The sequence below is a fragment of the Alphaproteobacteria bacterium genome, assembly GCA_015231795.1.
Taxonomy (GTDB): Bacteria; Pseudomonadota; Alphaproteobacteria; order Rhodospirillales; family WMHbin7; genus WMHbin7.
On the sequence record JADGAX010000008.1, the window covers coordinates 14,586 to 40,581 of the forward strand.

Consider the following 25,996-nt stretch of genomic DNA (forward strand, 5'->3'; position numbering starts at 1 on the left):
TTTTCAAACCTACCCGCTTCGGGTATAGGAGCCTTCCGAAATCCGCAGCGGCCAGAAGGGGAGTGATGGCCGTTGGGGAGCGTTTCGTTGTTTTCGGGTGATCCCGAGACATAACAGGGTTAAGCAAGCCTTTGTCCCTGGGTCAAGACCCGACCCTTGCGGCAAGACTTTAGACCGAGGGAAACAGATGTCGTCTCAATCCAATTCCGCCGCCCCCAGCGGCTCCAGCCAGGGCGAATCGCGCCGCGACTTCCTCCTGATCGCCACGTCGGCCGTGGGCGCCGTGGGCACCGCTTTGGCGCTGTGGCCGTTCGTGCACAGCATGAACCCCGCCGCCGACACTTTGGCCCTGTCGACCACCGAAGTCGATCTGTCGAAGGTGGCCGAGGGCATGTCCATCACCGTGACTTGGCAAGGCAAGCCGGTTTTCGTGCGCCACCGCACGGCCGACGAGATCAAGCTGGCCGCCGAGACGCCGATGGCCGACCTGCGCGACCCCAAAGACGACAAGGACCGCGTTCAGAAGGCTGAATGGCTGGTTCTGATCGGCGTCTGCACCCATCTGGGCTGCATCCCGCTGGGCCAGAAGGCGGCCGACCCCAAGGGCGACTTCGGCGGCTGGTTCTGCCCCTGCCATGGCTCGCACTACGACACGTCGGGACGCATCCGCAAGGGACCCGCTCCTTTGAACCTGCCCGTTCCCAAATACACTTTCCTCACCGATACCTCGATCCGTATCGGCTAAAGAAAAAAGGATAAAGGCTCATGAGCGCCCCTGCCTTCGACAACAAGATCATCAAGTGGATCGACGAGCGTCTCCCGCTGTTCACCATGCTGGAACATTCGACGACCTCCTATCCCACGCCCAAAAATCTGAATTACTGGTGGAATTTCGGCTCGCTGGCCCTGTTCGCGCTGGTCATCATGATTCTGACCGGCATCTTCCTGGCGATGAGCTACACGCCGCATGTCAGCATGGCCTTCGATTCGGTCGAACGCATTATGCGCGACGTCAATTACGGCTGGCTGCTGCGCTATCTGCACATGAATGGCGCCTCGTTCTTCTTCATCTGCGTCTACATCCATATCTTCCGCGGCATGTATTACGGCTCCTACAAGGCGCCCCGCGAAATCCTGTGGTGGCTGGGCCTCTTGATCCTGCTGGCCATGATGGCGACCGCCTTCCTGGGCTATGTGCTGCCTTGGGGCCAGATGAGCTTCTGGGGCGCTACCGTGATCACCAACCTGTTCTCGGCCGTGCCCGTGGTCGGCGATTTCATCGTCACTTGGCTGTGGGGCGGCTTCGCGGTGGACAATCCCACGCTGAACCGCTTCTTCTCGCTGCACTATCTGCTGCCTTTCGTGATCTTCGCCCTGGTGGCCCTGCATCTGATCGCGCTGCACACCTCGAAATCCGGCAACCCTTCTGGCATCGAGATCAAGGGGCCGCAGGACACCATCCCGTTCCACCCCTACTACACGATCAAGGATCTGTACGGTGTGGGCGTGTTCCTGCTGGTGTTCCTGGGCTTCGTCTTCTACGCGCCCAACTTCTTCGGCGAGCCGGACAACTACATCCCGGCCAACCCGATGGTGACGCCGACGCATATCGTGCCGGAATGGTACTTCCTGCCCTTCTACGCCATCCTGCGCGCCATTCCCGACAAGCTGGGCGGCGTGATCGCCATGTTCGGCGCCATCATCGTGCTGTTCGCCCTGCCCTGGCTGGACAGCAGCAAGGTGAAAAGCGGCCGTTTCCGTCCGGTCTTCAAGTGGTTCTTCTGGCTGTTCCTGATCGACTGCGTCGTGCTGGGCTGGGTCGGCGGCAAGCCTGCCGAAGGCCACTACATCCCGATCGGCCAAGCCGCCACCGCTTGGTACTTCCTGCATCTTGTCGTCGTGCTGCCGCTTCTGGGCCGTCTGGAAAAGCCGTTGGCTTTGCCTGCCAGCATCAGCGCCAGCGTTCTGAAGGAGAAGGCATAATGTTGCGCACCGTTCTTATTCCTGCAGCGCTTGCCTTCGGCCTTGTCGCGACGCCCGCCCTGGCTTCCGGTGGCGCGCCCCTGACCAAGCAGTCCTGGAGCTGGGACGGCGTGTTCGGCGCCTATGACCAAGCCCAGTTGAAGCGCGGCTTCCAGGTCTTCCACGAAGTGTGCAGCAACTGCCACGGACTGAAGCTGGTGGCCTATCGCAATCTGAAGGTCATCGGCTTGTCCGAAGAAGAAGCGAAAGCCGTTGCCGGCGAGCGCGAGGTCAAGGATGGCCCCAATGACGAAGGCGAGATGTTCAACCGGCCGGGCAAGCTGTCCGACCATTACATCCCGCCCTTCGCCAACGATCAGGCCGCCCGCGTCTCCAACAACGGCGCGTTGCCGCCCGATCTGTCGCTGATCACCAAGGCGCGCGTTGGCGGTCCCGACTATGTCTACAGCCTGTTGATGGGTTATGCCGACACGCCCGAGGGTTTCACCCTTAACGACGGCATGAACTACAACAAGATCTTCGCTGGCAACCAGATTGGCATGGCTCCCCCGATCTCCGACGATCTGGTCACCTATGCCGATGGAACCAAGGCCAGCGCCGACCAGATCGCCAAGGACGTCGTGTCCTTCCTGAACTGGGCAGCCGAGCCTGAAATGGACGCCCGCAAGGGCATGGGCCTGAAGGTCATGCTGTTCTTGCTGGTGCTGACCGGCCTGTTCTACGCCCTTAAGCGCAAGATCTGGGCGGACGTGCATTAATTTTTATTTTCGTGTAAGGATTAGGCCGCCGGGGCAACCCAGGCGGCCTTTTTCTTTTCTGGAGCATGACGGACATGAAGGAAACAGTTCTCGGCATCATCGGCGGCAGCGGCGTTTACGACATTCCGGGCCTGAGCAATCCCGTCTGGAAGCGCATCGACACCCCCTGGGGCGAGCCATCCGACGAATTGCTGTTCGCCGAGCTTGACGGCCAAAGACTGGTCTTCCTGCCCCGCCATGGGCGCGGACATCGCATCCCGCCCTCGGAACTGAACTATCAGGCCAATATCGACGCCATGAAGCGCGCTGGCGTCACCGACATCCTGTCGGTCAGCGCCGTGGGCAGCCTGCGCGAGGATTTGCCGCCCGGCACCTTCGTCGTCGTCGACCAGTTCATCGACCGCAGCTTCGCCCGCGTCAAATCCTTCTTCGGCACCGGCTGCGTCGCCCATGTCGGGCTTGGCCATCCGGTCTGCGGACGCCTGGGCGATGCCGCGCAGGACTCCTTAAGGGAGTTGAACATCCCGCATCAGCGCGGCGGCACCTATGTGGTGATGGAAGGCCCGCAATTCTCGACCCTGGCCGAATCTATTCTTTACCGCTCGTGGGGGGCGCATGTCATCGGCATGACCAACATGCCGGAAGCCAAATTGGCCCGCGAGGCCGAGATGTGCTACGCCACCATCGCCATGGTCACCGATTTCGACTGCTGGCACCCCGATCACGACCATGTCAGCGTCGAGGCCATCGTGAAGGTGCTGCTGGAGAATGCCGACAAGGCGCGCTCGCTGGTGCGCAATATCGCTCCCAAGCTGAGAAATCGCCCCGCCGCCTGCCCCAAGGGCTGCGACCACGCGCTGGACAACGCCTTGATCACCGCGCATGACAAGCGAGACGCCAGCCTGCTGGCCAAGCTGGACGCCGTGGCCGGACGGGTGCTGGGGAAGTAGCATGAAAATCAACGGCACCCCCTTTCGCACCATCTGGCCCGCCCCCGCCGGTCAGGCCGTGGAAATCATCGACCAGACGCGCCTGCCGCACGAATTCGTCACCGTGCGCCTGGAAACCATGGAAGAGGCGGCGCACGCCATCATGGACATGCTGGTGCGCGGCGCACCTCTCATCGGCGCCACGGCGGCCTATGGCATGGCGCTGGCGATGAACCACAATGCCAGCGACGAAGGGCTGGAAAATTCCTACGCCTCGCTGCTGGGAACCCGCCCGACCGCCATCAATCTGCGCTGGGCCTTGGATCGCATGAAGAAGCGCCTGACGCCCGTGCATCCGGGGGCGCGGCCCGAGGCCGCCTGGGCCGAAGCCGCCGCCATTGCCGATGAGGATGTCGAAATCAACGCCGCCATCGGGCGCAACGGACTGGCCCTGATCCAAAAGGCCTGGGAGGCCAAGGGACGGCAGGGCCGGGTCAACATCCTGACCCACTGCAACGCTGGCTGGCTGGCGACGGTGGATTGGGGCACGGCCATCGCCCCCATCTATGCCGCGCATGACGCGGGCATTCCCGTCCATGTCTGGGTGGACGAAACCAGGCCTCGCAACCAAGGGGCCAGCCTGACGGCGTGGGAGCTGAAAAGCCATGGCGTGTCGCATGCCGTCATCGTCGATAATGCGGGCGGCCATTACATGCAGCATGGCTTGGTCGATCTGTGCATCGTCGGCACCGACCGCACCACGGCAAGGGGCGACGTTTGCAACAAGATCGGCACCTACCTGAAGGCCCTGGCGGCCTTCGACAACAAGGTGCCTTTCTACGTGGCGCTGCCCAGCCCCACCATCGACTGGACGCTGGAAGACGGGGTGCAGGGCATTCCGATTGAAGAGCGCAACGGCGAGGAAGTCAGCCACCTGCAGGGGCGCGCCGACGACGGGCGGATCATGAAGGTGCAGGTGACGCCGGTGGGCAGTCCGGTCGCCAATCCCGCCTTCGACGTCACCCCCGCCCGTTTGGTCACGGCCCTGATCACCGAAAAGGGCGTCTGCGCGGCCAGCGCCGAGGGGCTTAAGGGATTGTTCGGGTGATCCCTTGTCCATTTTGTCATGCCCGTGCTTGACACGGGCATCCACATGGACCCCCGGATCAAGTCCGGGGGTGACAAAAATCCAGAGCCTTCAAAGATGCTTATCCCGTCAGCCAATCGGATAAAGGTCGGTACAGTTTCTCTTCGGCCCCGCCGCCCACCATCATGCCGATGTGACCGGCGGAAAGCTCGACCAAGTTGGCAAAGGGCAATTGCGCCATCACGGCCCGGGCCGAAGCGGGCGGCACGATGCGATCCTGCCCCGGCACGATCACCAGGGACGGGCAGGCCAGTTCCTGCGGCTTCACGGCCCGGCCCGCGATCTCCCATGTCCCTTTGAAAGGCCGGTTGTCGCCATACCAGCCGAACAGGGTTTCCTCGGCCACCTTGCGGGTCAGCGGCACGCCGTCATTCACCCAATCTTCCAAAGCCACGAAGGACCGAGCCTGCGGCGACGACGGGTCCAGATGGGCAAAAGCGCGGAATTTGCGCGCCGCCAGATCGGGATCGAGGGCGGCGAACAGGCTTTGCAGCATGTCCAGCGGCAATTCGCCCAGCCGGTCCAGCAAAGGCTGCAGCCCGGGTTTCAGGCTGTTGAGCAGCATGGCCTGTTCAGCTTTGCCTGCGTGGAAATCCCAAGGCGTGGCCAGCAGGGCCAATTTGGAAACCGCCTCGCTCCTTCGCTGCGCCAGGGCAAGGGCCAGCAGACCGCCCATGCAATAGCCCGCCAGCGCCACCTTGCCGCCATGGGCGCGCGCGCACTCCCGAAGCGCTCGCTCCAGCCTGCCCGCGATATAGTCGCTTAAGCCGAAGGCCCGCTCGCTTTCGCCCGGCGCGTCCCAATCGATCAGGAAAACCCGGTGCCCCTGCGCTGCCAGAAAACGGGCCAAGCTGCGCCCAGGGGCGAGATCGAGAATATAGGCGCGGTTGACCAGCGATGGGACCAGCAGAACCGCGCCCAGGCGTCCCGTTCCCCCATAATCAAGCAAGCGCGTCGTGCCCTCGGCCCACAGACTAGGCGGATCGGTCAATGACCGGCGGTAGGGATGGGTCAGCCAAGCGGCGATGCCTTGCTGGAAATCCTGAATCTGGCTTTCAGCCTCGGCCTGAACGGCCTTACGCAGCGCCTCGGGGTTTGCGCTTTCGAGTTCCGGGGCCAGGCTTGAGAACGGCCCTTTCAAGGACGGCGATGCGTTTTTCAAGTGCGGCAAGGCGGCCAGCGAGGTCAGCAGCCCTGTCATCTGGGCCGCCAGATGCAGCATCAGCGGCCTGGGGCCTTGGGCGCGGGGATTGCGGGGCATGTGCCTCTCCCGGTTTCATGACGCCTTGCGCGAAAACGGCCATGCCTTGGCTCATGGCCTGGAAACTGTTGGTCAGCGCCTCGGCCATCGCCTTGGCCAGGGCCGGATCGTTGCCCATGCCGCTCATCTGCCGGTTCCAAAGCTCGAGATAGCGTTTGGCCAGGTCTTGCAGGTCGGGCGATTCGGGCGGTGGCTTGCCGGTCATGACATCGACTATCCCCTAATTGGCCCAATCGCGAAAGCAGATTAACTAATTGAAGGGGTATAAATTATTGCTGTTCCAGTTTGATGGCAATTATGGTTCACTGTCGTCGGGAAGGGTCGGACATGTCCTAAATTGAGCGGAGTTGCGCCATGGACTATACGACTGCCAAAGAGAATGACAGCACGGCCGTCTTTCTGAAGGGTCGCCTGACCTTCAACGACCACGAAAAATTCCGCGTCATGTTAGACGAGCTTGAGGCTCAGAACGCCGTTCATCTGGTGGTTGATCTGCAATCGCTGGAATCGATCGATTCCGTCGGCCTGGGCCTGTTGATGATCGCCCGCGACAGGGCCAAGGAGCGAAACGGCAAATTCGTCTTGCGCAACCCGCAAGGCGAAGTGAAGCGGGTGTTCGCCATCAGCAAGGCCAGCGTTCTTTTCACGATCCAATAAACACGATTCAAGTTCGAGAGCCGGACATGGCCGGCGCCGCAACCTTGAATCGCGCGCGCCCAGCTCTGTCGGCACACATGTTGCGCTGAGGAGAGACGAGCATGATCCCTACTTTGTCGAATCTACGCATTGGCTGGCGCGTGACGCTGGCCATGCTGCCCTTGGCCCTTGGATTGGTCTGGGTTTCCGCCCAGTCGTTGCAGGAGCGCCACACGGTGACTCGCCAGTCGGAGCGCCTGATCCAACTGGTCGGACTGGCGGTGACGACCAGCAGCGCCGTGCATGAAATGCAGCGCGAGCGCGGCGCCACCGCGCTTTTCCTGGGCAGCAAGGGAACGAAATTCGGACCCGAACTGGCCGAGCAGCGAAAAGCCACCGACAAAGCCCTCGGCGTCTTTGAAAGCGCGGTCAAAGGGATCGACGCGCAAAGCCTGGACGGCGATTTCGCCAAGGCACTCGGCCAGGCGCAAGACATGGCCAAGCAACTGGCTGCTGGTCGCGCCGGAGTCGATTCCCAAAGCGGGCCTGCGGGAAGCGCCGTCGGCGCCTATACGCGCACGATCTCGCAGTTCATCGCACTGATCGGTCGGTTGGGTTCCTTTACCGACGACGGCAAGACGACGAACGCCATCGCCGCCTACTTCACCTTCGTTGTCGGCAAGGAACGTGCTGGCCAGGAACGCGCCGTCGCCGCCGGCGGCTTCGCGGCTGGCAAGTTCGAACCCGCGCAATATCGCCGTTTGGTCGAAGTGGTGGCCGAGCAGGATCTGTCCTTCCAAACCTTCCAAAACCAAGCCACCGCCGCCCAGGTGGGCCGCCTGCGCCAAGCCGAAGACAGCCAAACCGCCAAGGACGTTCTGGCCATGCGCCAGATCGCCATCGGCAGCCTGGAAAGCGGCAATCTGGGATCGGTATCGGCGGAAACCTGGTTCCAGTCCTCGACCAAGCGCATCGACCTGATGAAAGAGGTGGAAGACGCCGTCGCTGGCGACCTGTCCGCCCTGACCCGCTCGGTCCATGAAAGCTCCAACCGCGCCTTCATGACGCTGGCCGCGCTGCTGGGCCTTCTTTTGGCCGTCACGCTGATCGTGGTGGTGGTCATGGTGCGCAGCATCACCACGCCGGTCGGGCGGCTGGTCGGCGTCATGGGCAGGCTGGCGGGCGGCGAGGTCAACATCGAGATCCATGGCACGAAGCGCAAGGACGAAGTCGGCGACATGGCCCGCGCCACCCAGGTCTTCAAGGAAAACGCCCTGGAGAAAATCAGGCTTGAGGAAGAGCAGGCGGAAACCAAGCGCCGCTCCGACGCCGAGCGGCGTCAGGCCATGCTGTCGCTGGCGGACAATTTCGAGTCGAGCGTCAAGGTGGCCGTGGAGACGGTGGCCGTCGCCGTAGGCGACATTCGCAGCATCTCGCAAAACACCGCCAAACGCTCGGAAGTCAGCGGCAGCAGCTCGCTGATGGTCGGCGAGGCGGCCTTGTCCACCTCGGAACGGGTCGAGGCGGTTTCCGCCGCCACCCAGGAAATGACGGCCTCGGTCAACGAAATCGCCCAGCAGGTCCAGCGCTCGACCCAGGTGGCCAGCCAGGCGGTGACGACCATTTCCTCGACCGATCAGCAGATGCGCGACCTGTCCGACGCCGCCAAGCAGATCGGCACGGTCGTGCAGCTGATCACCGACATCGCTTCCCAGACCAATCTGCTGGCCTTGAACGCCACCATCGAGGCGGCCAGGGCGGGCGAAGCGGGCAAGGGTTTCGCCGTCGTGGCGGGCGAGGTCAAGAACCTGGCCAACCAGACCGCCAAAGCGACCGAGGAAATCGGCAAACAGGTCGCCCAGGTGCAGGCGGCGACCGACGAAGCGGTCAGCCAGATCGACGAAGTGACCCGCGTCATCCGGGAAATCGACGCCATTTCAACCTCGATCGCCAGCGCCATCCAGGAGCAGGAGGCCGCCACCCGCGAGATCGCCCGCAATATCGAAGAGGTCGCCAACGAGGCGAACCGAGTCTCGGACGGGGTGGCCAGCGTCACCCAATCCTCGGCCTCGGCCTGTTCGGGATCGGTTCGGGTGATCTGGAGCACCGAAAAGCTGGCAGGGACCGTCCAGGCCCTTCAGAAGGAGGTCACGGGCTTCCTGGACCGCGTGCGGGCTTGACGAAAGAGGGAGCGGGCGGGGCGATGACCCGCTCCCTCCCGCGAGCGCGAAAGACCTTTTGCGGTGCGGCGAACTGTAGATTAGGATGGCCCTCATTCTTCTGGGCATCCGCCCCCCGGAAAGGAACGACCATGTCAGAGCAGACCACGACCGAGACCGCCGCCCCGGTAACGATTAAGAAATACGCCAACCGCAGGCTCTATAATACCGCAACCTCCAGTTATGTGACGCTCGACCACCTCTGCCAGATGGTCAAGGACGGGGTCGAGTTCCAGGTTTTCGACGCCAAGACCGGCGACGACATCACCCGTTCGGTCCTGACCCAGATCATCGTGGAAGAGGAAGGCAAAGGCGGGCAGAACCTGCTGCCGATCAGCTTTCTGCGCCAACTGATCGGTTTTTACGGCGACAATCTGCAGCATCTGGTGCCGCGCTATCTCGAGATGAGCATGCAGAGCTTCGCCACCAACCAAGAGCAGTTCCGCAACATGCTGCAAAACGCCTGGGGGCCGTTGTTTCCCTTCGGCCGCCTGGACGATGTCGGCAAGCAAAACATGGCATTCTTCGAAAACGCCATGAAGATGTGGGCGCCCTTCATGAAGCAGAATGCCGAAGCCATCCAGGGTATGTCCGTCCCCCAGGCCTTGTCGGCGGCTTCCGGCGAGCAAAGCCCGCAGGCCCTCTCCGACCTGCAAAGCAAGATCGAAGGGCTGCAGCGCCAGATCGACGACTTCATGTCTCAGGCCCGCCGGGAAGCCGCCAAGAAATAGGCCTTCCGGCTGGGCGGCCCTTCCCGGCTGCCGGGAGGGGGCAAAAAAATGCGCCTGACGCAAAATTTTCTCTTTCATTCCCGCGCAATTCGCGTATATAGCCACTTATAGACGCATACGCGCACGTGCCTCTGGCCCACGGGCAATCTCGGAAGGTTAAGCAACGACGTTGTTGTGTTCTTACTTGTCGCCAACGGCAACTTGTGAGGATGTGACCATGTCCGAGATAAAGCGCGGCGACGCGCCTAATCATCATTCTGTTTCCGCCGGCCTCCTGGGCTATTTCGGGATGGCTGTACTGTGTTCGGCCCGCGTCGTTCTCGAGCGGAAGCTGGAGGATTGGCGTCAATGAGCCAGAAAATCGCCCGTTTCCTTGCCGAGCGGCAGCCAGAAACGCCCTGCTTGGTGGTCGATCTCGACGTGATCGCCGAGAACTACACGGCGCTCAAGAACTCGTTGCCGATCGCCGAGGTCTATTACGCCGTCAAGGCCAACCCGGCGCCCGAGATCGTGACCATGCTGAACGGCATGGGGTCCAGCTTCGACACCGCCAGCCTGACGGAAATCGACCTCTGCCTGGATTGCGGGGCCGAACCATCGCGCATTTCCTTCGGCAGCACCATCAAGAAGCAGCGCGACATCGAAGCCGCCTTCGCGCGCGGCGTGCGCCTGTTCGCCTTCGACAGCCAGGCCGAGTTGGACAAGCTGACCAAGGCCGCCCCCGGCGCTTCGGTCTTTTGCCGCATCCTGGTCGACAATGCGGGCGCCGACTGGCCGCTGTCGCGCAAATTCGGCTGCGAGATCGAGATGGCCCGCGACCTGTTGATCCAGGCCCGCGAGCGCGGTCTCGACCCTTACGGCGTCTCCTTCCATGTCGGCTCGCAGCAGACCGACCTTAGCCAGTGGGATGTCGCGGTGGGCCGCGCCGCCATGCTGATCACGGCGCTGAACGAAGCGGGCATCGAGTTGAAGATGGTCAATCTGGGCGGCGGCTTCCCGGCGCGCTACCGCACCGACATCGCCGACATCGACGCCTATGGCGACGCCATCATGAAGGCCATGACCCATCATTTCGGCAACCGCCTGCCCGCCATGATCGTTGAACCGGGCCGCTCGCTGGTGGGCGATGCGGGCGTCATCCAGACCGAAGTGGTGCTGATCTCGAAGAAAAGCTATGCCGAGGACGAGGCCCGCTGGGTCTATCTGGACATCGGCAAGTTCAGCGGCTTGGCCGAAACCATGGACGAGGCCATCAAATACCGCGTGCGCACGCCGCATGACGGCGGCAGGACCGGGCCGGTGGTGATCGCCGGGCCCACCTGCGATTCGGCGGATATCCTGTACGAAAAGGCGGGATATGAACTGCCGCTTGGCCTTGAAGTGGGCGACAAGATCGAACTGCTTTCGACCGGGGCCTACACCACCACCTATTCATCGGTGGGCTTCAACGGCTTCGCGCCTCTGAAGGCTTATTTCATCTGACGCACGAAGGGCGGCGCGAACACCACCCGGCAATTCTTTCCCCGCCCGGCAGGCCATGCCGGGCGGATTTTCTTTCAGCCATTGAAATGTCTTGGCTTTTCGCCAGCACCTCCTGGCACGGCGATTGCTGTGGTCTTCACAGGAATTTTCACTTGCCAGGAGCCGGACCATGTTATGGGGCGCCTTCACAAACAGCATGACGGCCATGATGGCGCAAAGCCATTCCATGAACGTCATCAGTCAGAACGTCGTGAACATCAACACGGCTGGGTACAAGAAGACCGAGGATCTGTTCAAGACCTCGCTGTCGGAAAGCTATCCCGGCTGGAACATCTTCGGCGTCGATAAGGTGACGCGCCAGTCGGTGGACCGCCAGGGCACCATCCTGGGCACCGGCGGCAATCTGGACATGGCCATCAACGGCCAGGGTATGTTCATCCTAAGCCCAACGGCGGGCATGCCGGATAGAGAGGCCGACTATACCTTTGGCCGCGCCGGCAATTTCTTGTGGAAGGTTGACACGACCGATACCTCAACGACCGCCGCTGCGGACACGACCTATAGCGTCTCGTACAGCGACACTTGGAACAGCACGACCTCGAGGGGCGCCGAGCCGCCATCTTCGAATTTGCGCCCCACCTATCTTTCGACGCCCGACGGGCAATATCTGCTGGCTTTCGCGTCCGACCCGCAAACCGGCGTCTTCACAACCTCAAGCGGTCTTTCCGACCTGACGGCGGTGCGCACCGACGCCTATACGCTGTCGGCTGGCATGGCGACCAGCACGTTGACCATGCGCGCCAACATCGATTCGAACACCAGCAAGGACGATACCGTCGAATTCGGCATTCCGGCCTACAAGGCCGTGGAAAATCCCGACAGCGGCGTCACCGACTATCTATCCGACCAAATCAACTTCGTGCTCACCCCCGACCCGTCGCTGGAAAATGTCTGGTCGCTCGATTTCACGCTGGGGTCCAACGGCACGTCCGGCACGGCGACAGGTGGCCCATATACCCTGACCTTCGACGGCGATGGACGACTGGTCACGGTCGATCCGGCGGGAGCTGGCGGCGATCTTTTCGTCGATACCGCGATCACCTGGAACGACGTGAACTTTACCTCGACCGTCACGACGGCCTCGACGGCGACGCCGGTCACGGCATCGACGATCAGCATGGATCTGTCGGGGCTGACCCAGTATTCAGGCAACAGCCTGATCTACAATTTCGAGCAGAACGGCAATGTGAACGGCTATCTGCGCGACACCTACTTCACCAATGACGGTTTCCTGGTAGGCAGTTACAGCAACAACGAAACCAGGCGCATGTATCAGATTCCCGTCGCCACCTTCGACGCCCCCAACCAACTGATGGCTCTGTCGGGCACGCGCTGGGCCTATGACGAGAACGCAGGCGACATCACCGTGCGCGCGCAAGGCGTCAATGACGAAGGGCTGATGACCTGGACGGCGGCGGCGGTGGAACAGTCGAACGTGGCGATCGAGGATGAGTTCACCAAGATGATCATCACCCAGAAGGCCTATACGATGGCGACCAAGGTGTTCCAGACCGCCGACGAAATGACGACGACGGTCAGGGATTTGAAGTAAGAACAACGCCGCCTAACGAATCATGGCCGGGGTTGCCCCCGGCCATGACGCATTTCCGAGAACCTCTTCGTTACTTCATCTTCTTGACGCGGGCGTCGGCCAGCCACTGGCGCAAGCTGGCTTCGGGCAAGGCGCCCGGAATGATGTTGTCGCCCATGACGAAGCCGGGCGTGCCGCGGATGCCCAGCGATTCCGCCAGATCCATGTTGGCCTTCAGCATTTTCGTGATGTCGTCGCCCGCCATGTCCTTTTTCAGGCGCGCGGTATCAAGGCCGACGCTTTTGGCCAGTTCCATCACGCTCTCTTCGTTGTAAGCGCCCTTGTGGCGCATCATGGCGTCTTGGAACTCCACATATTTCTTCTGCTTGGCGGCCGCCAGCGCCGCCTTGGAGGCGAACACCGATTCGGCGCCCAGGATGGGGAATTCCTTGAAGACCAGCTTGACCTTGCCGTCATCCTTGACGACGCGCATCACGACGTCATGGACCGACTTGCAATAGCCGCAACGGTAATCGAAGAATTCGACCAAGGTCACGTCGCCCTTGGGATTGCCGCCCACCGGCGAATTGGCGTCCTCGTAAACGTCCTTCTTGCGATCCGTCAGCGCCTTCTTGGACTCGGCCTCGGTCGCCAGTCGCTGTTTTTCCTCAAGCGCCTGGATGGCGTCGGCGATCAGTTCCGGATTCTCCATCAGCATTTCGCGCACGATCTTGCGAACCTCCTGGGCCTGTTTGAGGCTAAGGGTGTTTTCGGCGGCAGCCGCTGGAAGGCTGATCGACGCGGCAAGAAGCAGGCTGGCCAACAAGTTACGCATGAGTCTGTCCATTCCTTTCAAAGGGGGCGTCATCATGGCTTCTTGACGCCTGTCACGCAACGTTCTAAGCCAAGTTTATGACGAAAAAAGGGCGTACAGGCGGGCATATCGTCACAGAACATCTGCTCTGCCAGGGGGTGGAGCGGGTCTTTTGCGTGCCCGGCGAGAGCTATCTGCCCATTCTGGACGCCCTGTACCGCAAGAAAATCAAGGTAATCGTCTGCCGCCAGGAAGGCGGGGCGGCCTTCATGGCCGAAGCCCAGGCCAAACTGACCGGAAAGCCCGGAGTCGTCTTGGCCACCCGTGGGCCGGGTGCCGCCAACGCCGTCATCGGCGTGCATACGGCGATGCAAGATTCCACCCCCCTGGTCCTGCTGCTGGGCGATGTGGGCCGCGATTTCTACGGGCGCGAAGCCTTCCAGGAGGTCGATTTCGCCGCCATGTTCGCCCCCTTGTGCAAGTGGGCGGCCAGGGTCGAGGACATCGGGCATCTGCCCTCGATGCTGGCGCATGCCTTCCAGCAGGCCGTCTCCGACCGGCCCGGCCCGGTGGTGTTGGCCCTGCCCGAGGATTTGCTGCGCGAGGAAGCCGCCCCCTCCAAGGCCAAGATTCTGTCCGCCTTTCGGCCCCAGGCCAGCGACGAGCAGCTTCTTGCGGCGGCGGCTTGTCTTAAAAAGGCCAAACGCCCGCTTTTGATCGCGGGCGGCAGCCAATGGACGGATGAAGGGCGGGCTGGCCTGGACCGGCTGGCAAGAAAATGGAAACTGCCCGTCGCCGTCCCCTTTCGCCGCCAGGACCTGATGACGGGCCAGCATCCCTGCTTTGCGGGCGATCTGGGCATCGGCCCTGACCCCCAATTGCTGGCGGCGGCCATGGAGGCCGACCTTCTGTTCCTGCTGGGCACCCGCCTGGGCGAAATCGCCAGCCAGGGCTATCGGCTTCCAAAGGCCGGACAAACCGTCATCCATGTCCATGCCGGAGCGGGCGAGTTGGGCAAGGTGTTCCACGCCGATCTGGCCATCAACGCAACGCCCGATTCCTTCGCCCAAGCATTTCAGGCGTCAAGCGCGCCCGCAAAACCGGCTTGGTCCGCCTGGACCAAACAATTGCGCCAGGCCCGCCAGGAATGGTCGAAACCGCGACCGACCGGCGGAAGCCTGGATGCCGGACTGGTCATGGAGGCGCTGGAACGCCTGTTGCCCGACGACGCCATTCTAACCGTCGATGCCGGAAATTTCGCAGGCTGGCCGCAAAGGTTCCTGACCTTCGGGTCGCGCCGCCTGCTGGGTCCCACCTGCGGCGCCATGGGTTACAGCATTCCCGCCGCCGTCGGCGCTTCCCTTCAGGCGCCGGATCGCACCGTGGTTTCTTTCGTTGGCGACGGCGGCGCTCTGATGACCGGCCAGGAACTGGCGACCGCCATCCAGCACAAGGCCAAGCCCATCATCCTGATCTTCGACAATGGCATGTTCGCCACCATCCGCATGCATCAAGAAGCGCGCTATCCAGGCCGCGTGGTGGCGACCGATCTGCAAAATCCCGACTTCGCTTCCTGGGCCGAAAGTTTCGGCGCTTTTGGCCAGACCGTGACCAGAACCCAAGAGTTCGAACCCGCCTTCAAACGGGCCATGGCATGCGGCAAGGCGGCAGTGCTGCATCTGAAAACCGATCCCGACATCATCACGCCCAGGATGCGGCTGTCAAAAGTGAAGACCAAGCCATGAATGTCTGGGTTCTGGCCGATACCGCCGCCGGACACGCCAACCAAGCCTTGGGCGTGGCGGAAGCGCTGGACAGGCCGCATCTGGTCAAACGGATTGCCTATACCAAGCTGGCTGGCCTGCCCAACTTGATGCGCGGCTCCTCCCTGATGGGCGTGGCGAAAGAAGCCCGCCAGGAATTGACCCCGCCCTGGCCCAACCTGGTGATCGCGGCCGGGCGGCGCACCGCCCCGATTGCCCGCTGGATCAAGCGGCAAAGCGGGGGAGAGGCCAAAATCGTTCAGATCATGCATCCCGGCACATCCGCCCATGATTTCGATCTGATCGCCCTGCCGCTGCACGATTCCCATCCTGACGCCGCCAACCAGCTTCGCATCACGGGAGCGCCGCATCGGCTGACGTCTTTGAAGCTGACAGCGGCGGCGCAGGAATGGGAAGTGCTACTTGCCCATCTGCCGCGCCCCTATCTGGCGGTGCTGGTCGGCGGAGCCACGCATAAGCGCCCCTTCGACGATGCTGCGGCGACCCTGCTGGGCCAACAGGTGGAAGCCCTGCGCCAACAATCTGGCGGCAGCCTGCTGGTCACGGGCAGCCGCAGAACGCCGCATCGCGCCTGGGCGGCGTTGACCGCGCAGCTATCGCAGCCCAACGCCTTGTTCGACGGCCATGGAAGCGACAATCCGTATCTGGGCTTTTTGGCCTTGGCCGACGCCATCGTGGTGACGGGCGATTCTGTGTCCATGGCCTGCGAGGCCTGCTTCACGGCCAAGCCGGTTCACATCTTCGCGCCGCCCGGTTTCGTGGGCGATAAACATGCAAGACTGCATCAAGATTTGTACGAACGCGGTTACGCCAGCCCGCTGGGCGGCCAGCCGCATTCGCGACCGCAAACGCCCTTGGATGCCGCTGGCGAGGTGGCCAGGGAAATCAGTCGGCGATTCTCTTTCTAAGCACCAGACAAGCCCAGCCATCGATCAGGATGCGCCGCTCAAGACTTAGGCCCTGCATCTGATGGGCCGATAGCACCATGCGTTCCTGGCGCTCCAACAGCCCGGCCAGCACGGCAACGCCGCCCGGCTTCAGATGCGCCTTCAAATCCTTGGCCAAGCGCATGAGCGGTCTGGCCAGGATATTGGCGAAGATCAGATCATAGGGCGCTCGCCTGGCGATCTCCCAATGCCGATAGCCGGGCGCCGTGACGGCGGCAACGAAGGCGCTGGCCCGATTGTCCCTGGCATTGGCCTTCGTGACGCGCATGCTTTCGGGATCGATATCCGACGCCATGACCCGACAGCGCCATAATTTCGCCGCCGCAAGCCCCAGAATGCCCGAGCCGCAGCCGACATCCAGCACATTGGCAAGGCGCCCCTTCTTCGCCAGACCATCAAGGGCCAGCAGGCAACCCTTGGTGCTGGCATGTTCGCCGGAACCGAAAGCCGTTCCCGCATCGACCTTCAGGGCGATGGCGCCAAAGGGCGGGGCTTCGGTGACGTGCGATCCATGAATGAAGAAGCGGCCCGCCTGGATGGGCGGGAACGAAGCCAGATTGAGCGAAAGCCAATCTCGCTGCTCGAGACGTCCGAATTCGACCTCGGGCATCTCCATGTTCTGGGCGGCCGCCATGGCGGCAATGGCCGACACGGTTTCGGGCCGTTCAATCGGGTGACGCGACAAGCCCTCTACGATCCACAGGCCGCCATCGCCTTCATCCTGCCCCTCGGCGGCAAAGCGCGACACGGTATCGGCAAGTCCCTCCAAAGCGTCTTCGAAGGCGGCCGCCTTGTCTTCCGATACGACCAAGGCCACGCGCCACAAATCAGTTCCCGCCGTCATGCCTTCCTCACGAAACTATCCACCACTTTCTTGGCTCCCGCCTTGTCGAACAGAATGTCCAGCCTTGTGCCATCGACGTCCAGCACCCGGCCATAGCCGAATTTCTCATGGAAGACGCGATCGCCTTCAGAAAAACCGGCTTCGGATTCCTTGATGAAACCGCGCATGTTCTCCTTGGCCTTGGCTGCGAAACGCTGGCCCCATCCGGCGCCGGTCTCTGCGAAATTGCGAGACACGTCCAGCCCCTTCATGCCCCGGTTCTCGACATGCGCTTCGGGCAGTTCCGAAATGAAGCGCGAGGGGGCTGGATGCACCCATTGATTATAGACGCGCCGTTCGCCCGAATAGGAGATCACCGCCAATTTGCGCGCCCTGGTGATGCCCACATAGGCCAGACGGCGCTCTTCTTCCAAGCCTCGTTCGCCTTGATCGTCCAAGGCGCGGGGGTGCGGAAACAAGCCTTCCTCCCAGCCCGGCAGAAAGACGGCGTCGAATTCCAATCCCTTGGCGCCATGCAGCGTCATCAGGGTCACCTTGTCGGCGTCTGCGCCGGCATTGTTTTCCATGACCAGACTGACATGTTCCAGGAAGGCGGTCAGGCTTTCGAAGGGTTCGATGGCGGAATAAAGTTCCTTCAGATTTTCCACCCGGCCCGGCGCGTCGGGCGCGGTATCGGCCTTCCACATGGCGATATAGCCGGACTCCTCCAGAATCTGCTGGGCCAGATCGGCTGGCGAAAGACCGCCAACCAAACTGCTCCAACGCTGGAAATTATCCAGCACGGCTTTCAGACCGGCCTTGGCGCGCGGCTTGATTTCGTCGGTCTCGACCAGATTCACCGATGCCGCCAGCATCGAGACGTTCATGGCGCGAGACAATCGGTGGATGATTTGCAGCGTGCTGTCGCCCAAGCCGCGCTTTGGCGTATTGACGATGCGCTCGAAAGCCAAGGAATCGTCGGGCTGCGCCACCACGCGCAGATAGGCCAGCGCATCGCGGATTTCCTGGCGTTCGTAAAAGCGAGGCCCGCCCACCACGCGGTAAGGCAGGCCGATGGTGATGAAGCGTTCTTCGAATTCGCGGGTCTGGAACCCGGCCCTGACCAGCACCGCCATCTCGGCGTAGGAAATTCCCTCTTTCTTCAGAACCACCATGCGGTCGGCGATCTGACGCGCCTCTTCCTCGCCATTCCAAAGCCCCATCACCTCGACCTTGGCCGCAGTTTTGGAAGCACCCTCGCGCCCGGGACGCAAGGTTTTACCCAGCCGACCGGCATTGTGGGCGATCAAGCCGCTGGCCGCCCCCAGGATATGTTCGCCGGAACGGTAATTGCGTTCAAGCCGGATCACACGAGCGCCGGGAAAATCATGCTCGAAGCGCAAGATGTTGTCGATCTCTGCGCCGCGCCAGGAATAGATCGACTGATCGTCGTCGCCGACGCAGCACAGATTGCCGCTTTTCTGCGCCAACAAGCGCAGCCACAGATATTGCGCTACGTTGGTGTCTTGGTATTCGTCGACCAGGATGTAGCGGAAGCGTTCCTGATACTGGGCCAAGGCCTCGGGATTTTTCTGGAACAACTGCAGGCACAGCAACAAAAGATCGCCGAAATCGGCGGCGTTCAGCGTTTGCATGCGATCCTGATATTGCCGGTATAGCGGGATCAGGCGCTTGTCGGGATCGTCGGCTTCGGGCACTTGGTCGGGCGACAGTCCCTTGTCCTTCCAGGCCTGGATTTCGCGCAAGATGGCGGCGGGCGGCCAACGTTTGGGATCGATATTGCCTTCATTCAGCAACTGCTTGACCAGACGCAACTGGTCGTCCTCGTCCAGCACGGTGAAGTTCGATTTCAGCCCCACCGCCTCGCCATGCGCGCGCAAAATCTTGACGCCGATGGAATGGAAGGTGCCCAGCCAAGCCGAGCGCGCCGCCGGTCCCACCAATCCGGCCACCCGCTCTTGCATCTCGCCCGCCGCCTTGTTGGTGAAGGTGACGGCCAGCACCTGCCAGGGTTGGGCCTTGCCGCTGTCCAGGATATAGGCCAAGCGGGCGGTCAGAACGCGGGTCTTGCCGGTGCCAGCCCCCGCCAGCACCAGCACCGGGCCTTCGACGGCCAGGGCGGCTTCGCGCTGTTCGGAGTTCAGCCCGTCAAAATAGGGATAGCTGGGCGGGGCCGCTGACAGGGCCGGGCCTGCCAACGGCTCGTCATCTAGGGCAAAAGGATCGGACATGGGCGGCAATATAAGCCAAGCCCGATCCGATATTAAATCGCTTATTTGTCGGCAGGCTTCAGAATAAGCGCGTAAAGCCGCGCCAAGTCCTTGCCTTGGTTTCTGGCGATCTCTTCCAGAGGTTGCGAGGGGCTGGCGACCCGGACCCCGCCCGCTTCCAAACGTTGAACCAGTTGGCCGGGTTCGACCCCCATCATCGGGGCCAAACTTTCCAAGGGCGCCTTGGCCGTGACATCCACCATGGCTTTCATCGGATTGCCGCCGGGCGAAGACCCCAGCGAAGCCGACAGCATGAATGCGCCCAAGGCCAGCGCCGCCGTCCCCGAAAGCGCCCATGCGCGTTTCGATCTCAGCAGGTTCATGAACCCCTTCCAGTGCCGGGCGACATGTAGAACCGCCGCCAGCATGAAAGCTAGGCTCAGCCATTCATGGGCCGACTTCAGATATTTGTCGCCGATATGAAAGAAGATGAGCAGGCCGGTTGCGCCGACCACAAAAAAGGTGGCGATGGTCAGTTGGGTGGCATAGCTGGCCAGGAAGGTCTTCTTGGCTGGCGCGTAAGTTGTCGCACGCATGTTTTCAAGCCCGCGCTTTGTCGTTGAAGGATGGCGGACCTTATCAGGCGAATGTTTCTTGGGTTTGTGGCCTGCGTAACAAAGTGTATCTTTGTGCCGCATGACAACGCTGATTCTTCTCGTCTTCCTGGCCACCTATCTCGGCATGGCTGCGGGCCGCGTGCCAGGCCTGAAGCTGGACCGCACCGGCATCGCCCTCTTCGCTGGCGTGCTGCTGCTGGCCGTTGGCGCTGTGCCGGTGGACAGTTTGGGATCGCGCATCGATCTGCCCACCTTGATGCTGTTGTTCGGCTTGATGATCGTCTCGGCTCAATTTCAAGGCGCTGGTTTCTATCGCTATGCGGCGGCAAGGATCGCTGGCGCGCATGGCCATCCGGTGGTTCTGCTGGCACTCACCGTGGCTGTGGCGGGCGGATTGTCGGCCATTCTCGTCAACGATATCGTGGTCTTCGCCATGGCGCCCATTCTGGCGCTGGGTGCTACGCAGCGAGGCCTTGATCCCCGCCCCTTCCTGATCGCGCTGGCGGGGGCCGCCAACGCCGGCTCGGCCATCACCGTCATCGGCAATCCGCAGAACATTCTGATCGGCCAAGTGGGCGGGCTGGATTTCTGGCGTTTCCTGGCCGTCTGCGCTGTGCCGGGACTACTGGCCCTGATCTGCGTCTTCACCGTCACCTGGGCGGGATGGAGGGGCAGTCTTGCCCATCAGGCGCGCACGGCGTTGCCGCCGCCAGAACCTGCGCAGCGCTGGCCCACCATCAAGGGCGCATTGTCGCTGCTGCTGCTGATCGCCGCCTTCGCCACCCCCTTTCCGCGCGAGTTGGCGGCCCTTGCCGTGGCTGGCCTGCTGCTGGCCAGCCGCAAGATGAGCAGCCGTGAGATGATCGGCGCGGTGGATTGGCACCTGTTGCTGTTGATCGCCAGTTTGTTCCTGGTCACCAGCGCCTTTGCCCAATTGGACATCGCGGCATCGGGCGTGGCGCTGCTAAAGGAACATGGCTGGCGGCTGGAGAGTTTGAGCGTGATGACGCCGGTGATGCTGTTCTTGTCCAACAGCATCGGCAATGTGCCCGCCGTGATTCTGTTGCTGTCGCTGTTCGGCGTGCCGGACGCCGGAACCCTGCACGGCATGGCGCTGTTGTCCACGCTGTCGGGCAATCTGCTGCTGACGGGATCGCTGGCCAACATCATCGTGGCGGAGCGGGCGCAATCGGTGGGCGTGAAGCTGGGCTTTGCCGATCACGCGAAATCGGGCGTGCCGATGACGCTGCTTAGCTTGGCCCTGGCCGTGGGCTGGCTGTGGGCGATTGGGGAAATGGGGTTTTGATCGCTTACGCCAGCCAATAATCGCGACGGCCATGGCGGACGTGAAGCACATGCACGGTTTCGCCGTCGATGGAAAAGAAGATGCGCCATGGCGTTCCGCGCCCGTGCAAGGCTTGGCGTATATCGCAATCGAAAGCTTCGCTTTCCGGCGCAATCGGGTGGGATTCCGGCAACGTCTCTAAACCCAGGATTTTTTCGCGGATGCCCGTCAGCCACTTGGCCGCGTAGGTTGGGTTTTCGGCGGCAAGCCATTCGTAGGCTTGGCGGATATTGTCGGCGGCATAGGGCGTGATGATGACCCTGTACCGCTTCATGCCTTGTCCGCATCAAGTTGATTGAAGAAGTCTGTGGCTTCCGTCCCCTGCCCGTCGCGGGCCTGGGCCAAGCCCTTGCGGACGGCGGTGACCGTGTTGGCGTAATCAAGTTGATCCTGAATGTCCTGCCAAGCCCCAGCATCCATGACGACCAGCGATGGCTTACCGTTGACCGTCAGGATCGACGGGCGACCGGTTTCCTTCAGGTGCGACATGAAACTGCCGGTGTCGCGCTTGAACTCGGTCAGCGGCCGGATGTCTTTGGTGATGTCCATAACCCGCGCATCCATAAAGCATCGAATAAGATGCGAATATAGCGCATTTTCAGTCGCAAGTCGAGCAGCCCTAATTGCTGTCCGGTCCGCTCATGAAGTTGGGCAGCCAGCTTTCGTGCGCCTCCACCAATTCGGCAAGCGCTACCGCCGACGCCCCCAAGCGCACATCATTGCCGCCGGTGGTGCCGATCATCGCCGCTGGAATTCCAGCTTGCGCCGCCTCGATCAGGATGGCCGCCGCTTCCGCCGCAGTGACGGCCAGCACATAGCGGGCCTGATCCTCGCCGAACCAATAGGCATGTTCCACGGCACCCGCAGGCGCATCGGCCAAAGTCACGCCCAAGCCGCCCGCCATCGCCATTTCGGCGACGCTGACCAGCAATCCGCCGCCCGACACATCATGACAGGCGGTAACGCGGCCAGATGTAATCAGGGCGCGCACGAAATCGCCGTTCTTCCTCTCAGCCGCCAAATCGACCAGGGGGGCCGATCCCGCCTCGGTGCCGCCGATCTCGCGGGCATAGATGCTGGCTCCCAGATGGCCCTTGGTTTCGCCGACTACCAGCACAACCTCGCCCTCCTGTTCGAAGGCGATGCCGACGCGCTGGTCCAACTGGTCGATGACGCCCACCGCGCCGATGGCGGGGGTGGGCAGAATGGCTTGTCCGTTGGTTTCGTTGTAAAGCGAGACATTGCCGGAAACCACCGGGAAGTCGAGGGCCACGCAGGCCTCGCCCATGCCCTGGATGGCTTTCACGATCTGGCCCATGATCTCGGGCTTTTCGGGATTGCCGAAATTCAAATTGTCGGTGACGGCCAGCGGGCGCGCGCCCACGGCTGTCAGATTGCGCCAAGCCTCGGCCACCGCCTGCTTGCCGCCCTCATACGGATTGGCTTGGCAATAACGCGGCGTGCAGTCGGTGGTGATCGCCAGCGCCTTGTTGGCGCCATGCACGCGCACCACGCCCGCATCGCCGCCGGGGCGGCCTATCGTGTCGCCCATCACCATATGGTCGTACTGGCTGTAGATCCAACGCTTGGAGCACAGGTCGGGCGTGTTCAACAGCGTCTTAAGCGCTTCCAGCGGCGCTGCGGCCTTGACCGATTTGGCGTCGATGGGAGCGGCCAGCTTGGGTTCCACCCAGGGCCGGTCATATTCGGGGCTGGCCAGCGCCAATGGGTCGATGGGCAGATCGGCCACCACCTCGCCATGGCGCTTCAGCACCATATGTTTGGTGTCGGTCAGCACGCCCACGATGGCGAAATCCAACTCCCACTTGTCGAAGATCGCCTTGGCTATGTCTTCCTTGCCGGGCTTCAACACCATCAGCATGCGTTCTTGCGATTCCGACAGCATGATCTCGTAGGCGCTCATGCCCACTTCGCGCATCGGCACCTTATCCAGGTCCATCTCAATGCCAAGCCCGCCCTTCGACGCCATCTCGAAGGACGACGAGGTCAGGCCCGCTGCCCCCATGTCCTGGATGGCGACGATGACGTCGGTGGCCATCAGCTCCATGCAGGCTTCGATCAGCAGCTTTTCGGTGAAGGGGTCGCCCACCTGCACGGTGGGGCGTTTTTCTTCCGAATCTTCATTGAATTCAGCACTCGCCATGGTGGCGCCGTGAATGCCGTCGCGCCCGGTTTTGGACCCCACATAAACCACCGGATTGCCCACACCTGCGGCAGCCGAATAGAAGATGCGGTCAGCGGGAGCCAGGCCAACGGTCATGGCGTTGACCAGGATGTTGCCGTTATAGGCAGCATGGAAATCGCATTCGCCGCCCACCGTCGGCACGCCCACGCAATTGCCGTAACCGCCGATGCCCGACACCACGCCCGACACCAGATGGCGGGTCTTGGCGTGATCGGGCGAACCGAAACGCAGCGCGTTCATGTTGGCGACGGGGCGCGCCCCCATGGTGAAAACGTCGCGCAAAATGCCGCCCACACCCGTGGCGGCACCCTGATAGGGTTCGATGAAGCTGGGATGGTTGTGGCTTTCCATCTTGAAGATGCAGGCCAGCCCGTCGCCGATATCGATGACGCCCGCATTCTCGCCCGGCCCGCAGATCACCCAGGGTGCCTTGGTCGGCAAGGTCTTCAGCCATTTCTTCGAGGATTTGTACGAGCAATGCTCGCTCCACATGACCGAGAAAATGCCAAGCTCGGTCAGGTTGGGTTCGCGCCCCATGATTTCGAGAACCAGCTTGTATTCTGAATCGGACAAGCCGTGCTGCTTGATGACTTCGGGGGTAATCTGGCTCACTTCAAAGCCTCCAGCAGAGAATCGAACATCGGACGACCATCTGTGCCGCCCAACTCAGCCTCGGCCAATCGTTCGGGATGCGGCATCAAGCCCAGCACATTGCCTTGCATGTTGTAGACGCCCGCGATGTTGTTCAGCGAACCGTTGGGATTGGCGCTGTCCGTCAAATTGCCCTCTTCGTCGCAATAGCGAAAGGCGACTTGGCCTTCATCCTCAATGCGGGCCAGCATGTCGGAACTGGCGAAGAAATTGCCGTCGGCATGGGCGATGGGAATGCGGATCACTTGGCCCTTGCGGTACTTGCCAGCGAAGGCTGTGTCGTTGCGCGAAACGGTCAGATGCACGTCCTTGCAGCAGAATTTAAGGCCGCGATTGCGCATCAGCACGCCCGGCAGCAACCCCGCCTCGGTCAAAATCTGAAAGCCGTTGCAGATGCCCAGCACATGCACGCCCGCGTCGGCCCGGCGCTTGACCTCCTGCAGGATCGGCGAATGGGCCGCCATGGCGCCCGAGCGCAGATAGTCGCCGTATGAGAAACCGCCCGGCACCACGATGAGATCAAGGCGCGGCAGTTCGGTATCTCGGTGCCAAGCCATCAGGGGCTTGGTTCCGGTGACGGCCTCAAGACTGACCGCCACGTCGCGGTCGCAGTTGGAGCCGGGGAAGACGATGACGGCGGCTTTCAAGGGATTGGCCTCGAATCTGGGGAAAAACCGCCCCTTTCATAATGCCAAGCGCTGACTTTGGCAAAGGAAGCCGCGAAAACCAAGGAATCCAGCGCGTTAGAAGCGGGTCACGAGATCGATCAGCCAGTCGGGAAGCAGGGCTACGAGTCGGGTTTCCAGCGCCTTGTCCAGCCCGCTTAAGACCATGATCCCCACGAACAGCAATGCGCCGCCCAGGATCGGCTTGGCCAGGCGGCCCAGCACGGCCAGCCGGCGAACCCCGCCCCGAAAGACATAGGCCAGAAGAACCAGGGGCAATCCCGCCCCCAGGCCGAAAGCCAGCATGACCAGCCCGGCCCCGCCAGCACTTTCCGCCTGGGCGGCCAAACCGACGGCAGCCCCCAAGGTGGGGCCGGTGCAAGGCGACCAGACGGCGCCCAGCAGCAGCCCCAACAGGAACTGGCCGCCCAATCCATCCGGGGTGAAACGGGCCAGAAGATCGTTTCCGCCGCCGGTCAACGGGGCCAGCGCCACGGCAAAGCCTTGTTGCAAGGCAGGAACCAGCAAGACCAAGCCGAAAACGACCATCAGAATGGCCGCTCCACTGCGGACCAGCCCACTATCCAATCCCAGGGCGAAACCGAACAGCGCCAGAAAGATTCCCAGCACGGCGAACGAAAGGGAAAGGCCGCCCGCCAAAGCCAGCGGCCCCAGCCGATGCCCCCTGGCCGCGCCAGCGACCAGAACCGGCAGCAAGGGCAGGACGCAAGGCGAGAGCGTCGACAACGCCCCCGCCAAACTTGCCAGCCCCAGACTGCCCCAGCCGATCATCGCCTACATGCCCGTCGCCTTGTCGGTCAGGGCGCGGATTTTCGCGGGATCGGTTTCTCCGGTCGAACGACCGGTTTCCTGCTTGCCCTTGAAGACGATCAGCGTGCTTTGCATCTGCACGCCGAATTGTTTCAGCACGTCCTTGCGGCTGTCGAAATCGACTTCATAGACCACCAAGCCCGGCTTTTCCTTTTCGATCGCCGAGACGGTTGGTTTTTGCTTGGTGCAGGTTGGGCACCAGGGCGCGGTCACATGGATAAGAACCGGCTTTCCAGCCTCTTGATCGGCCATGAAAGCCTTGGCTTCATAGGGCGTCGCCGCCAACGCTTGCGCGGCCCCCATCAGCAGGACCGCCAGACTTGCCATGAATAATCTTGTGAACAT

At 62.1% G+C, this 25,996-nt stretch carries 24 protein-coding genes; 13 read left to right on the forward strand and 11 right to left on the reverse strand.

Features of this window, described 5'->3' with window-relative positions:
* Positions 1-187: 187 nt before the first annotated feature.
* From petA to mtnA, 5 genes are all read left to right on the forward strand, one after another.
* On the forward strand, positions 188-745 hold the full coding sequence (petA, locus tag HQL44_14680; GenBank protein MBF0269828.1) for a ubiquinol-cytochrome c reductase iron-sulfur subunit: 558 nt from the start codon (positions 188-190) through the stop codon (positions 743-745).
* 20 nt (positions 746-765) lie between these two features.
* On the forward strand, positions 766-1,983 hold the full coding sequence (locus HQL44_14685; protein ID MBF0269829.1) for a cytochrome b/b6: 1,218 nt from the start codon (positions 766-768) through the stop codon (positions 1,981-1,983).
* Positions 1,983-2,741, forward strand: coding sequence for a cytochrome c1 (locus HQL44_14690; GenBank protein MBF0269830.1), 759 nt, complete (start codon positions 1,983-1,985; stop codon positions 2,739-2,741). The genes HQL44_14685 and HQL44_14690 overlap by 1 nt, the downstream gene beginning before the upstream one ends.
* A gap of 65 nt (positions 2,742-2,806) precedes the next feature.
* Complete coding sequence (locus HQL44_14695) at positions 2,807-3,691, forward strand: S-methyl-5'-thioadenosine phosphorylase (protein MBF0269831.1); 885 nt, start codon at positions 2,807-2,809, stop codon at positions 3,689-3,691.
* 1 nt (position 3,692) lies between these two features.
* A complete protein-coding gene (gene mtnA / locus HQL44_14700) occupies positions 3,693-4,778 on the forward strand; it encodes an S-methyl-5-thioribose-1-phosphate isomerase (protein MBF0269832.1) in 1,086 nt (361 codons plus the stop codon).
* 100 nt (positions 4,779-4,878) lie between these two features.
* On the opposite strand, the gene HQL44_14705 is transcribed toward mtnA, so the two are convergent.
* Positions 4,879-6,078, reverse strand: a complete 1,200-nt coding sequence (locus HQL44_14705) for an alpha/beta fold hydrolase (GenBank protein MBF0269833.1) — start codon at positions 6,076-6,078, stop codon at positions 4,879-4,881.
* Between the two features lie 354 nt (positions 6,079-6,432).
* Between HQL44_14705 and HQL44_14710 the strand changes: the two genes are divergently transcribed.
* From HQL44_14710 to HQL44_14730, 5 genes are all read left to right on the forward strand, one after another.
* On the forward strand, positions 6,433-6,735 hold the full coding sequence (locus HQL44_14710) for an STAS domain-containing protein (GenBank protein ID MBF0269834.1): 303 nt from the start codon (positions 6,433-6,435) through the stop codon (positions 6,733-6,735).
* Positions 6,736-6,836: 101 nt separating this feature from the next.
* Positions 6,837-8,894, forward strand: coding sequence for a nitrate- and nitrite sensing domain-containing protein (locus tag HQL44_14715; protein ID MBF0269835.1), 2,058 nt, complete (start codon positions 6,837-6,839; stop codon positions 8,892-8,894).
* Between the two features lie 131 nt (positions 8,895-9,025).
* A complete protein-coding gene (gene phaR / locus HQL44_14720) occupies positions 9,026-9,664 on the forward strand; it encodes a polyhydroxyalkanoate synthesis repressor PhaR (protein ID MBF0269836.1) in 639 nt (212 codons plus the stop codon).
* 348 nt (positions 9,665-10,012) lie between these two features.
* Positions 10,013-11,146 carry a type III PLP-dependent enzyme gene (locus HQL44_14725; protein MBF0269837.1) on the forward strand — a complete coding sequence of 378 codons (1,134 nt, stop codon included), beginning with the start codon at positions 10,013-10,015 and terminating at the stop codon, positions 11,144-11,146.
* Between the two features lie 169 nt (positions 11,147-11,315).
* Complete coding sequence (locus tag HQL44_14730) at positions 11,316-12,758, forward strand: flagellar hook-basal body complex protein (GenBank protein MBF0269838.1); 1,443 nt, start codon at positions 11,316-11,318, stop codon at positions 12,756-12,758.
* A gap of 70 nt (positions 12,759-12,828) precedes the next feature.
* Here the strand turns inward: HQL44_14730 and HQL44_14735 are convergent, their stop codons facing one another.
* Complete coding sequence (locus tag HQL44_14735) at positions 12,829-13,572, reverse strand: thioredoxin domain-containing protein (protein MBF0269839.1); 744 nt, start codon at positions 13,570-13,572, stop codon at positions 12,829-12,831.
* Between the two features lie 77 nt (positions 13,573-13,649).
* Between HQL44_14735 and HQL44_14740 the strand changes: the two genes are divergently transcribed.
* Positions 13,650-15,296: a thiamine pyrophosphate-binding protein gene (locus HQL44_14740; protein ID MBF0269840.1), complete on the forward strand. Its 1,647-nt coding sequence runs from the start codon at positions 13,650-13,652 to the stop codon at positions 15,294-15,296.
* The gene (locus HQL44_14745; protein MBF0269841.1) at positions 15,293-16,243 is read left to right on the forward strand and encodes a mitochondrial fission ELM1 family protein; all 951 of its coding nucleotides are present in this window, start codon (positions 15,293-15,295) and stop codon (positions 16,241-16,243) included. Before HQL44_14740 ends, HQL44_14745 begins: the two co-directional genes overlap by 4 nt.
* Here the strand turns inward: HQL44_14745 and HQL44_14750 are convergent.
* Genes HQL44_14750 through HQL44_14760 form a run of 3 tightly spaced genes read right to left on the reverse strand, consistent with a single transcriptional unit; the run spans position 16,221 to position 19,932 of the window.
* Positions 16,221-17,126, reverse strand: a complete 906-nt coding sequence (locus tag HQL44_14750; protein ID MBF0269842.1) for a 50S ribosomal protein L11 methyltransferase — start codon at positions 17,124-17,126, stop codon at positions 16,221-16,223. The two genes, HQL44_14745 and HQL44_14750, sit on opposite strands and share 23 nt — an antisense overlap.
* Positions 17,123-19,357, reverse strand: coding sequence for a UvrD-helicase domain-containing protein (locus HQL44_14755; protein MBF0269843.1), 2,235 nt, complete (start codon positions 19,355-19,357; stop codon positions 17,123-17,125). Before HQL44_14755 ends, HQL44_14750 begins: the two co-directional genes overlap by 4 nt.
* Before the next feature lie 41 nt (positions 19,358-19,398).
* Positions 19,399-19,932 (reverse strand): DUF4405 domain-containing protein, encoded by a 534-nt coding sequence (locus HQL44_14760; GenBank protein ID MBF0269844.1) that lies wholly within the window; start codon positions 19,930-19,932, stop codon positions 19,399-19,401.
* Positions 19,933-20,032: 100 nt separating this feature from the next.
* Between HQL44_14760 and HQL44_14765 the strand changes: the two genes are divergently transcribed.
* Positions 20,033-21,259, forward strand: a complete 1,227-nt coding sequence (locus HQL44_14765; protein ID MBF0269845.1) for an anion transporter — start codon at positions 20,033-20,035, stop codon at positions 21,257-21,259.
* Positions 21,260-21,263: 4 nt separating this feature from the next.
* On the opposite strand, the gene HQL44_14770 is transcribed toward HQL44_14765, so the two are convergent.
* The 6 genes from HQL44_14770 to HQL44_14795 all read right to left on the reverse strand — a co-directional run bounded on the left by HQL44_14770 (position 21,264) and on the right by HQL44_14795 (position 25,996).
* A complete protein-coding gene (locus HQL44_14770) occupies positions 21,264-21,572 on the reverse strand; it encodes a type II toxin-antitoxin system RelE/ParE family toxin (protein ID MBF0269846.1) in 309 nt (102 codons plus the stop codon).
* Positions 21,569-21,847, reverse strand: a complete 279-nt coding sequence (locus tag HQL44_14775) for a type II toxin-antitoxin system Phd/YefM family antitoxin (protein MBF0269847.1) — start codon at positions 21,845-21,847, stop codon at positions 21,569-21,571. The genes HQL44_14770 and HQL44_14775 overlap by 4 nt, the downstream gene beginning before the upstream one ends.
* Positions 21,848-21,917: 70 nt before the next feature.
* Complete coding sequence (purL, locus tag HQL44_14780) at positions 21,918-24,116, reverse strand: phosphoribosylformylglycinamidine synthase subunit PurL (protein ID MBF0269848.1); 2,199 nt, start codon at positions 24,114-24,116, stop codon at positions 21,918-21,920.
* A complete protein-coding gene (gene purQ / locus HQL44_14785; GenBank protein ID MBF0269849.1) occupies positions 24,113-24,802 on the reverse strand; it encodes a phosphoribosylformylglycinamidine synthase subunit PurQ in 690 nt (229 codons plus the stop codon). Before purQ ends, purL begins: the two co-directional genes overlap by 4 nt.
* 96 nt (positions 24,803-24,898) lie before the next feature.
* A complete protein-coding gene (locus tag HQL44_14790) occupies positions 24,899-25,612 on the reverse strand; it encodes a sulfite exporter TauE/SafE family protein (GenBank protein ID MBF0269850.1) in 714 nt (237 codons plus the stop codon).
* Positions 25,613-25,615: 3 nt separating this feature from the next.
* Entirely contained in the window at positions 25,616-25,996 is a 381-nt protein-coding gene (locus tag HQL44_14795) for a thioredoxin family protein (protein MBF0269851.1), read from the reverse strand.